Here is an 11,253-nt window from a genome sequence, read left to right as displayed (position 1 = left end):
AGCCTATTTACGAAAGTCCTCGCGGACTTTCTATCTGTGATTTATTTGCTAACTTTAGTGCTTGAAACACGCAACTAACCTTATACATAAACGTTAGCCATCATTACGAAAAACAGAACCAACTTCTAAATAAACGAAATATGAAAACCAATATTCTTTTTACTCTTATTGTAGTTTCTTTTTTAACTATTTCATGTACCCAACAAAAAAAAATAGAAACCCAAATTGCATGGGATACCTGGGGTGTTCCACATATTACTGCATCGACTACAGAAGAATTATTCTTTGCCCAAGGGTGGGCTCAAATGCATAATCATGCCAACCTTATTTTAGAACTTTACGGAAGCTCTAGAGGAAAAGGTGCCCAATATTGGGGCAAGGATAAATTCGAAAATGATATGCTAATACATACACTTGGTTTTGGTGATCTAGCTGATGATTGGGAATCAAAACAAGATCCCGAAACAAAACTAATCTTTAAATCTTTCGTTGAAGGCTTAAATGCCTATGCATTGGCGTATCCTGAAGCCATAGATGAAAAAAATAAGATCGTTCTTCCCTTAACTACAAAAGACGTAAATATGCACAGTATGTATGTTATTTTCTCGAGATTTATTGGGGGCAGCGATTTAGGTCGGGTACAACAATGGCCAGATATGGGAAGTAACACCTATGCAATTGGTCCACAACGATCTGCGTCTGGCAATGCTATGCTAGTACAAAACCCTCACTTACCATGGTGGCAAGAATTTCTCTTTTTTGAGTCACACTTAAATTTAAAAAACAAAAACATGTATGGTACTACCTTAGTTGGCTTTCCAGGTATTACTATTGGATTTAATGAACATTTAGGCTGGAGTCACACAGACAATACTATAGATAATGCCGATACTTATGAATTAGAGTTAAAAGATGGTGGTTATGTACTCGATGGAGAAGTACAAGAATTTCAAACCTCAAAAAAAATGATTCAAGTAAAACAGAATGATGGCTCATTGGTAGCGCAAGAAATACAATTGCTTAAATCCATTCATGGACCTATTGTCAGTCAAAAAGAAGACAAGGTTTTAGCTTTACGCATGGTTGGATTAGATCGGCCAAATATGCTTTTACAATGGTGGAGAATGATAAATAGCAGAAGCTTTGATGAGTTTGAATCTGCTTTAAAAATGGCGCAAATACCATTTTGGAATGTTATGTATGCAGATAAATCTGGTGAAATTTTCTATTTATTTAATGGTTTAGTACCTAAACGAACCAATGATTCCTGGGCATATTGGGATCGTATAATCCCTGGAGGGAAATCTGTTGATATATGGACAGAAGTTCACGATTATGACGATTTACCCAAAATAAAAAACCCAATGAATGGATGGCTTCAAAATGCAAATGATCCACCTTGGACAAGCACCATACCAATGACTCTGAATCCTGCGGACTACCCAGGCTATATGGCACCTCAAAACATGGCCTTTAGACCACAACGTTCGGCTAGAATGTTATTAGAAGATGAATCAATTACCTTTGATGAATTAGTTGATTATAAGCTATCAACACGTTTAGAAGTAGCAGATAGAATTTTAGATGATTTGTTTACCGCAATTGACGCCTCTGATTCAGAAAAAGCAAAAGAGGCAAAAATAGTTTTAGAAAAATGGGATCGAGAAGCAGACGCAGATAGTAAAGGGATGCTTCTGTTTTATAGTTGGGCAAGAAAATTTAATGTTAGGAAATCCTCTAATTACGCCGAACAATGGAGCATGGATAAACCAAATACCACCCCAGATGGTTTTTCAGACCCAAATGAGGCAGTTAAACTTTTAGAACAAACGGCGATAGAGCTTGATGCTAAATTTGGCAGTTTGGATACGCCTTGGGGCGAGTATTATAGAATAAACTATAACGGTAAAAATTTACCTGCAAATGGCATTGATGGATCTATGGGCGTTTTTCGTGTTGCCTGGCCTGGTGGAGCTGATGACAAAAACATGTTTGTTGGTGGTGGCGATTCTTGGGTCGGTGTAATTGAGTTCGGAGATGAGGTAAAAGCAAAAGTTTTATTGTCTTACGGAAATGCAACTCAGAAAAATTCCCCTCATAATGGTGACCAGTTAGAATTGTTCTCTAAAAAAGAATTGCGTGATGCTTGGTTTACAAAAGCTGAAGTTGAATCAAATACTGCCAGAATTGAGGTAATAACTGAGAATGGATTTCGCGAAAAAAAATAACGAATGGCTAACAATGGCTATAAGTAATTGCTTGTTCTCACCTACTTCTGAAAATTGCTTGCGCCAGTTCGCTTCGCTCGTGTCTCACGGATTTTCAGCTTGGTGTGTACTTGTAAAGTTAAGTGCTAACCCACGCAACTACTAATAGCCGAGACCGTTGCCACACATTTGAAAAAAATTCTACACATATTGACAATTTTAGTTTTCGGAATGACTTACTCTCAAGAAAACGAAAATTCTGATTGTAATTTACAATCGGAAAATCAACTATGGAAAGCAGAATATGAAAAAGCGGAATCCAAAGCGGAACGGATTGAATTAATTAAATTTAAAATCAAATCTGATTCGATTTACGAACAATCTGAACCGAAAATTAAGACAGCACATTCACCAACTATTTTCAACGAACATAAAAACGAAAATGGAATTGAATGTGGTTGTAAAATTTTATTCATCTTTCATTACAAAAAAAGACGTTCGATTATTGTAAATCTGAATGACCGACCTGAATTAAGCATTGTTGTGGACAAACTGAATGCGGAAAATGTGGAACGGATATGGACAGAATTTAAAAAGGAAACTGCACAAGCGGTTTATGGAGTAGCTGGAAAATGTGGATTTGTACAATTGAGAATAACTGACAGAAAATTAAAACGACTGATAAAAAACGTGTGGCAACACCGTATATAATTTATTGCTAGTACTAGCCTACTTACGAAAATCCTCGCGGATTTTCTATTTGGTTTGTATTTGCTAAATTACGTGCTAAACCACGCAACAAACCATATACAAACACGTTAGGCACAATATGAGGAAATTACTCAACATTATACTTACATTAACGATTAGTCTTTGTTTTTCGCAGACAAAAGAGCAGCTTCTTCTTTCTATCATTAAAGTTGACAGAGTGGATTCTAATTGTATTGGATTTGGTTGTAAAAAATCTAAGCAATATGAAAATTTTGAAAAATTAAAAGCAATAATATCTGAACAAGAATTAGTCGAGCTTACAAATCATAATAACTCTACAGTAAGAACTTATGCTTCTAAAGCCTTAATTAATTCCGATCCTAATTTCGCTTTAAAATTGCTTAAAAATGAATTAGATAATAATAAAACGGTGAGAACCTTTGAAGGCTGCATTATAGACGTTCAAAAAACATCTTCAATTATCTATCACGAATATTGGAATAAAATCAGAATTGAAGCTATAAGAAAAACAAATGTAAATAACTACGAGGAAAATTTAGCTATGAAGAAAAAACTCGAATCTGATTTTGTAATGGAGAAGCTAGATAGTTTAATTATACATTACGTAAAAGAAGTTGATTGGATTCTTTATAACAGGGTCTTTGAGAATAGAAAACATAAAGACAGTTATTTACCACGAATTGAGGAATTGGCTTTTATTAAAAATAACGCTTGCGCTTTTGATTATATCAAAACACATTATTCAGACCAATACTCAGAGAAATTGGAAAAATATTTGACAACTGATTTTCCAACAGCAAAATTTAAAAAGGGAAATGAGGTTTTCTATTTGCACTCATTTATCAAAATATTACTGGAAAGTAAAGATGAGAAGTACAAAAAAATCGCGATAGATAAATTGAAAGCCAACAGTGTTTGGAAAGAAAGATCAGGATGGTTTAAAACAACATTAAGAAATCACGGAATTGTACTCTGAAAAGTGAAATACTGTGCCTAACAACGTGTATAATTAATTACTCTTTTGTGCATACTCGGAAAATCCTGCGGATTTTCCTCTGGTTCGTTCTATTTTACTAACTTAGTTCTAGCCAACGCAACTAACCATACACGAACACGTTACCCAACATTTAACTCACTCAAAATCAGACAAATTGAATAACAAAATTGAAATACCATTAAGCAAAAAGAAAATAATTTTACTTTTATTAGCAGCAATTGCATTTGTCGCTGGCGGAATTTGGATTGCAACTAATCCAGAAAGATTTATTCCTAATATTTTTAGAATTACTAATCCTGAAATTATCCGAATCGGCGGAATAGTTGGAATTCTGTTTTTTGGAGCGGCTGGAATTTATGGAATTAAAAAACTATTTGACAAAAAAGTTGGACTGATTATCGACTCAAAAGGAATTACGGACAATTCAAATGCTTCAAGTATTGGACTCATAGAATGGAATGACATTTCGGATATCAGAACGAAGCAAGTTATGTCAACAAAATTTCTTCTGATTGACATTGTGAACCCCGAAAAATATATTGGAAAGGCAAAAAACGGAATACAGGCAAGACTTATGAAAGCGAATATGAATATGTACGAAACACCACTTTCGATTACATCAAATACGCTGAAATATGATTTTGGAGAACTTGAGAAACTAATTCAAACGGAATATAAAAAAAATAAAAACGTTGGGTAACACCGTATAAAATTAATTGCTAGTGCAAGCTTACTTACGAAAATCCTCTCGGATTTTCTATTCGGTTTGTATTTGCTAAATTAGGTGCTTAAACACGCAACTAATCTTATACAAACCGTTGGCAAACATTTGAGAGCAACTTAACGGAAAAGAAAAATAAACTGAATTGGATAATAGTATAATCGGAATTGGAATAGCACTCGGAATTAGTTTCTTTATTCTTTATACAAGAAAAACGAAATGGATGAAACCGAAAATTGTGTGGCTGATTTGTGTCGGACTTTTGACAATCGGATTGTTCGGGTTTTTATACTCTAAAACAGAATTAAGGAATGACCGAATTATGTATTTCGGATTTTGCGTCCCAATAATCTATTGGATTTTTGATCGAATTTTTAAACAAATTAGTGAAAATATGCACAAAAGAGATTTTATTCTCTTTTTGAGAAATTCAGACGAAATAAATAACGGATTTGGTGCTGAAAATCCACACGTGAAAAATTCTGACAAACTGTTTTCTTTCGGACTTTTAATAATAATTGTTGGAACTCTATTAATCGGAATACAAACGATATGAAAATAAAAAACGATTTGCCAACAATGTATAAAAATAATTGCTCAATTTTGGGCTTAACCAAAGGTAGTTGCAAGTTTACTACGTCTGATTTTCCTACGGAAAATCCTCGCACGTAAACCCGCAACTATTCTTATACGAGACCGTTGTAGCCAATCCCTCATAGATCTCAAAAACTTCAGTACGTATGCTAACGAAAAATTGAGTAAATTGAGATTGAAAATTTAAGCAAAAATGAAAAACTCGAACATTATAAAACTACTGATTTTCAGCAACATAATTTTACGTTAGTCAGAATTTGAGAAAAAAAACAGAAATATGAGTTTAGATAATATTACGCAATTTAACTTTCCGAAAATAGAGCCTATGATTCCAAATTTTCCAATTATTAATAAAGATGAACCATATTTAGCTGGAGCTTACTACGAAAGACTTGCTAAATATATAATTGACTTTGAAAAGGATTTGACAGATTCTGAGGAAGTTGGTGCAAAACTTGTGTCATTTGGTGAATCTATAATAATACACGTAGAGGATTTAGGATATTGGAATCCTAGATTGATTTGCTTTTATGGAACAGATAGTAAAGGACAAAAAGTCCAACTTATTCAACACGTAAATCAGATAAGTATACTTCTGATTAAATTAAAGCGAATCCCAGAAAGAACGAGAATTGGTTATAAACTATCTCAAGAATTGGATGAACTTAAAAATAAAGAAGAATAAAATCTGATAAAAATGAGCATTGAAGTTCCATTCATAATTCTGATACTTGCGATTCCAACTTATTTTTTATGCAAATGGATTTTAAAAAAACTGAACCTCGGAAATGAAAAAAACAGAAAATTTGTTGCACTAATTCCGACAATATTTTTTAGCCCAATAATTTACATTGGAATAATTTATTTGTGGATATTTTCAGCATCATATTATCCATCAAGCGATTTTGACAAACAAAAATGGGAAACAAATGTCGAAGAAAGATATAGAATGTCAGAGGATATTATTGAAAGTAAAATACTAATTGGAAAAACTAAAGAAGAAATAACAAAATTATTAGGACAAGATTTTTACTCATACAATGAAAACCACATTGCGTATGAACTTGGATTTGTTCCTGGACTTTTTAATATTGACCCAGACGTTTTGGACATATATTTTGAAAACGGAAAAGTAACAAAAGTTGAACAACATCAAACTTAACGAAAATAAAAACTGGCTACAACAACGTGTATAATTAATTGCTTTGGTAAGTGCTTATTTGGAAAATTCCTTCGGAATTTTCTCGCGTTCGTTTTTGTTTACTAAATTAGTTGCTGAAACACGCAACTAACCATACACAACAACGTTAGCAGTAATTAACCAAACAAAAAATGAGCAAAACAAACAAAGAAGCTTGGACGGGCGGAAAAAACATTAGTCCTGAAGCATTAGAAAAAAGAAAAAAAATTAACAAAAAAATATTCAAATTCGGTTGCCTACCGATTTTAATTTTATTTGGACTATTTGTGCTTATCGGAATTTTTGCAGACCCACCGAGCGAAACAGAAAATACTATAACTGAATTAAATGACCCTTTAAATATTGGAATTGATTCACTAAATACTCTTGTCGGCAAAAAAGTACCTTATGACAAATGGGATGAATGGGGTTCACCTAAAACATTAGACGGAACTAATAATCAATATTGGGTAGTCTATTTAGATTCTGCGAATGTATCATTTGTATCGGACAAAAAAACAGACAAAGTTTTATTTGCAGGTTTTGAGGAACAAAATGCTATTAATTACGTCAATGAAGTACAAGCTGAAAGAAAAAAACTAATTGAAAAGCAATTAAGTGGTTGGGATGGTTCTCATATTCAACTAACTAAACTGATTAAAAAAGCTATGAATGACCCTGATAGTTATGAACACGATGAGACTGTTTATTGGGATATGGGAAGTCATTTGGTAGTAAGAACAACTTACAGAGGAAAAAATGCTTTTGGAGGTGTCGTTAGAAATTGGGTAAAAGCTAAAACAGATATTGATACAGGAACAGTATTAGAAATAATTGAACAAGGACCATAATAAATAACTACTGCTAACAATGGCTATAAGTAATTGCTTGTTCTCGCCTACTTCTGAAAATCCTAGCGGATTTTCAGTTTGGTGTGTACTTGCAAAGTTAAGTGCTAACCCACGCAACTACTCATAGCCGAGACCGTTAGCCACAATAAAAACCTACCAATGAGCAAAAAGATTTTAACGATAATGATTTTAAGTACTATTTTATTTTTTTTTGGTTGTAAAGAGAAAAATGAACCTGAAAAATCAAAAGAAGATGTTGAATTTGAAAAATTCCTCGAAGAATCAGGAAATAGAATTAAGGAATTTAAAAATCGGAAAATCTATAAAAAACTCACCTCTCAAATTTTAGACTCAATTCCTGACGATAAATTGGAACAAACAATTTTTGATAATATCTACGAAATTATTGGAGAAGATTATCAAAATGAATTGAAGAATGTAAAGAAGTTAACTAAAGGGCAGCAAGCATTCTTTTCAACTTGGATTCTTGAAGGAGAAGTTAACAATGGTGGATTTAACCAATTCTATTTTAATTCTAGTGGTCAATACGCTGAAATGGCTAAAATCGGACTAAAAACTATTGGAGCGGAAAAATTCTCTGAATTAACCAAACGTGCGAATAAAATATTTAACGAAAACAAGGAACGAATTGAGGAATTTGACGATGGGACAATGGAAAGTTTTAGTGAATCATACAAAGGTAATCCTCTCAACGATTTGGATACAGAATTTTACAAACTATATGAATTAGAAAAAATAGGAGATTTAAGAATAAAATATATTCGTGAAAATAAAAACGAATTCACTACTAAATAAAAAATACTGTGGCTAACACCATGTATAGTTCATTGCTCACGAATTTTTCCTTCGGAAAAATTAGCAAGCTAGCCAATGTCTGTTATTTTTTAGTAACTTAGTCTCTGCTCAACGCAACGAAACCATACACAATTCCGTTGTGTGTCATGCGGTCAAAACATAAAAATAACATAAATGAATAATATTATTGAAAGCCTAATAAGTATCGACGCAGATAAAATGTTCGTAATATTACTCGCAATTTTCTTTACTATCGAACAATTATTAGAAAACGGCTCGGCTATTAAGAAAAATAGTATACACCTTTTTCATAGTATTATTTTGCAGGCAGGTTACATAATTTTGAACATACTGTTTGCATCTCTTTTTGTATTTATATTTAACTGGGTTGCTGAAAATAATATTGGTTTAATCAACCAAATTGAATTACCATATATAATAAAAATTATTGTTGGAATTATAGCAATTGATTTTGTAGGTTATTGGGCGCATCGCCTTAATCATAAATGGCATTTGTTTTGGCGTTTGCATAGAGTTCATCACAGTGATACAAAAATGGATAGCTCGACTTCTTTTAGAGCACATCCTTTTGATGTCATCTTGGATAATGCTTCGGTTTTTGTAGCTGGAATTTTATTTGGTTTGGATATAAAAATAATTATTCTTCGTTGGATTCTTTACATGCCATTATTCGTAGCACATCATGTTAGTTTTGGTTTTCCTAACTGGGTTGACTCATTTTTTGGAAAAATATTCGTTACACCAAATTTTCATAAAGTACACCATCATCAAGACCAAAAATACACAGATTCCAATTACGGAAATATGTTTATTATTTGGGATAAATTATTTGGCACCTTTAAAGAATTACCTGTTGATAAAATAAAATATGGATTAATAGAATTTGAAGGAGCTAAAAAACAAAGTTTTTGGTATTTATTGATAAGTCCATTTATAAACATAAAACGTCTTGATAAATAAAATTAATGCACGAACACACAACACCGTATATAGCTCATAGCTTGGTAGTTGCCTAATCGAAGTTAAGACGTATTTGGAAAGTCGCCAAATTTTTAAATTTGACGATTTCCAATAAAAAAATAAATAGTAAAATTTAAAAATCTGGCTTGTGCTTAATCCGAAAATAATTGCTAATTTACACGCTACGAGCCATATACAAGACCGTTGCCCACAATATGAAAAAACTGCTCACGATAATATTTAGTTTGACAATTAGTCTTTGTTTTTCGCAAACAAAAGAACAACTGACTGACTCTATAGTTAAAGTTAATAGAGTGGAAGCTGATTGTGTCGGATATGGCTGTGTGGTAAGTCCACAATACACAAGATTTCAAAAATTAAAGAAAAAATTATCCGACAAAGAACTAATCGAATTATCAAAACACAAGAACCCAACACTTCGGACTTACGCTTCGCTTGAACTCATTCAGTCTCAAAAAGGAAACGTTCCTGAATTACTATCAACTGAATTACGGAAAAATGAAATGGTTGAGACTTTCGAGGGTTGTATAATGGACGTCGAACCTGTTTCATCAATCATTTATCACGAATATTGGAATAAAATCAGAATAGAAGCGTCTCGAAAAATTAAAGGCAATAATTATGAACAGGATTTAGCAATGCAAAAGGCACTTGCTACTGACTTGACAATGGAAAAATTGGATAGCATAATTATCTATTCAGAAAAAGAAGTTTATTGGCTACTTTATGACAGAACTTTTGAGAATAGAAAACATAAAAAAAGCTATTTACCACGAATTGAGGAATTGGCTTTTAATAAGAATAATTCATATGCATTTGATTATTTAAGAAAATACTACTCGTCTGAATACTCGCAGGAATTGGAAAACTATTTGAAAACTGACTTTCCGAAAGCTAAATTTCAAACCGAAAATGAAGTATTCTATTTGCACTCATTTATAGAAACATTATTGGAAAGTAAAAAAGAAAAATTTAAAAAGATTGCGATAGATAAATTAAGAACAGATGACGTTTGGAAAGACCGAAAAGGTTGGTTTAATACGACTTTAAAAAAATACGGAATTGAACTCTGAAAATAAAATACTGTGGGCAACACCGTGTATAATTAATGGCTAGTTCTCGCCTACTTACGAAAACCCTCGCGGATTTTCTATTCAGTTTTTATTTACTAAATTAGGTGCTTGAAAACGCCACTAATCATACACATAAACGTTGCCAGTAATTTGAATGAACCACTTCAATATCATATCAAGTTTAATTTTATTCGGACTATCAATCCTTTGTTTTTGGTTTCCTTATAAAAACGAAAATAAAAAAACTGGAATTGTAACTGGAACAATTTTGAGCTTATTAATTGCTTGGACTATATTGGCGGAATTAGAATTTCTTATAATTTTTATTTGGTCATTTATTTTAACCTTTCAAATAATATTCCTGACTTACTGGATATTTAGAGTATTTAAAAGACCGAAAACTGGAAAATATGTTTCGTTATTACTGACTCTTGGTTTAATATTATTATTTATGTCACCTTGGATTAGTGACTGGACTTTTAGCAAAAATGACGCAAGGGAATTATTATCGGAACATAACATTGAACTGAAAGACAACTTTAGAATATTGAAAAATGAAAGTGGCGGATTTATGGACTACGCACATACTCTAAAAATTCAAATTTCGGAATCGGATAAAATAAGAATCGCAAAGGAAATTAGAGAATCAAAAGGTTTTTTGGAATTTATAGATTACAAAAAAGATTTTCCGTCAGCAAATTATGAAACATTTGAAAAATTAAATTACGAAACCGAAAATCATTTGAATAGGGAATATTGGACTAAAGAACCAATGGAAGATGGAACCAGTCACTTTTATTTTCAATTATCAAAATCGGAAAACGAATTACAATATATTGGGACTGATTTTTAAAAAACTACTGGCAACACCGTGTATAATTCATTGCTCACGAATTTTTCCGTTGGAAAAATTAGCGAGCCAGCCAATGTCTGTATTTTTTAGTAACTTGGTTTCTACTCAACGCAACGAAACCATACACAAAAACGTTACCACACATTTGAGAAAACTGCTAAACATAATAATTTTGACTTTAATTTTGACCTCTTGTCAGAATGAAAAGAAACTTAATGGTACTTGGA

Annotated in this window: 11 protein-coding genes; all 11 read left to right on the top strand. The window is 32.4% G+C overall.

Features of this window, described 5'->3' with window-relative positions:
• Positions 1-140: 140 nt before the first annotated feature.
• Positions 141-2,228 (top strand): acylase, encoded by a 2,088-nt coding sequence (locus K8Z87_RS13370; protein WP_227478084.1) that lies wholly within the window; start codon positions 141-143, stop codon positions 2,226-2,228.
• 189 nt (positions 2,229-2,417) lie between these two features.
• Positions 2,418-2,918 (top strand): hypothetical protein, encoded by a 501-nt coding sequence (locus K8Z87_RS13365; RefSeq protein WP_227478083.1) that lies wholly within the window; start codon positions 2,418-2,420, stop codon positions 2,916-2,918.
• Between the two features lie 118 nt (positions 2,919-3,036).
• Entirely contained in the window at positions 3,037-3,915 is an 879-nt protein-coding gene (locus K8Z87_RS13360; RefSeq protein ID WP_227478082.1) for a hypothetical protein, read from the top strand.
• Between the two features lie 175 nt (positions 3,916-4,090).
• On the top strand, positions 4,091-4,636 hold the full coding sequence (locus tag K8Z87_RS13355; RefSeq protein ID WP_227478081.1) for an STM3941 family protein: 546 nt from the start codon (positions 4,091-4,093) through the stop codon (positions 4,634-4,636).
• 892 nt (positions 4,637-5,528) lie between these two features.
• Positions 5,529-5,936 (top strand): DUF6173 family protein, encoded by a 408-nt coding sequence (locus K8Z87_RS13350; RefSeq protein WP_227478080.1) that lies wholly within the window; start codon positions 5,529-5,531, stop codon positions 5,934-5,936.
• A gap of 12 nt (positions 5,937-5,948) precedes the next feature.
• Positions 5,949-6,413, top strand: coding sequence for a hypothetical protein (locus K8Z87_RS13345; protein ID WP_227478079.1), 465 nt, complete (start codon positions 5,949-5,951; stop codon positions 6,411-6,413).
• Between the two features lie 170 nt (positions 6,414-6,583).
• Complete coding sequence (locus K8Z87_RS13340; protein WP_227478078.1) at positions 6,584-7,282, top strand: hypothetical protein; 699 nt, start codon at positions 6,584-6,586, stop codon at positions 7,280-7,282.
• Between the two features lie 159 nt (positions 7,283-7,441).
• Positions 7,442-8,098: a DMP19 family protein gene (locus K8Z87_RS13335; protein ID WP_227478077.1), complete on the top strand. Its 657-nt coding sequence runs from the start codon at positions 7,442-7,444 to the stop codon at positions 8,096-8,098.
• Between the two features lie 174 nt (positions 8,099-8,272).
• The gene (locus tag K8Z87_RS13330; protein ID WP_227478076.1) at positions 8,273-9,079 is read left to right on the top strand and encodes a sterol desaturase family protein; all 807 of its coding nucleotides are present in this window, start codon (positions 8,273-8,275) and stop codon (positions 9,077-9,079) included.
• 215 nt (positions 9,080-9,294) lie between these two features.
• A complete protein-coding gene (locus K8Z87_RS13325; protein WP_227478075.1) occupies positions 9,295-10,173 on the top strand; it encodes a hypothetical protein in 879 nt (292 codons plus the stop codon).
• Positions 10,174-10,327: 154 nt separating this feature from the next.
• Positions 10,328-11,026, top strand: coding sequence for a hypothetical protein (locus K8Z87_RS13320; RefSeq protein WP_227478074.1), 699 nt, complete (start codon positions 10,328-10,330; stop codon positions 11,024-11,026).
• Positions 11,027-11,253: the final 227 nt, after the last annotated feature.

It is taken from the genome of Winogradskyella immobilis (genome assembly GCF_021887715.1).
GTDB lineage: Bacteria > Bacteroidota > Bacteroidia > Flavobacteriales > Flavobacteriaceae > Winogradskyella > Winogradskyella immobilis.
Note: the sequence above shows the minus strand (reverse complement) of the source record. Positions and strands in the feature narration are given on the sequence as shown.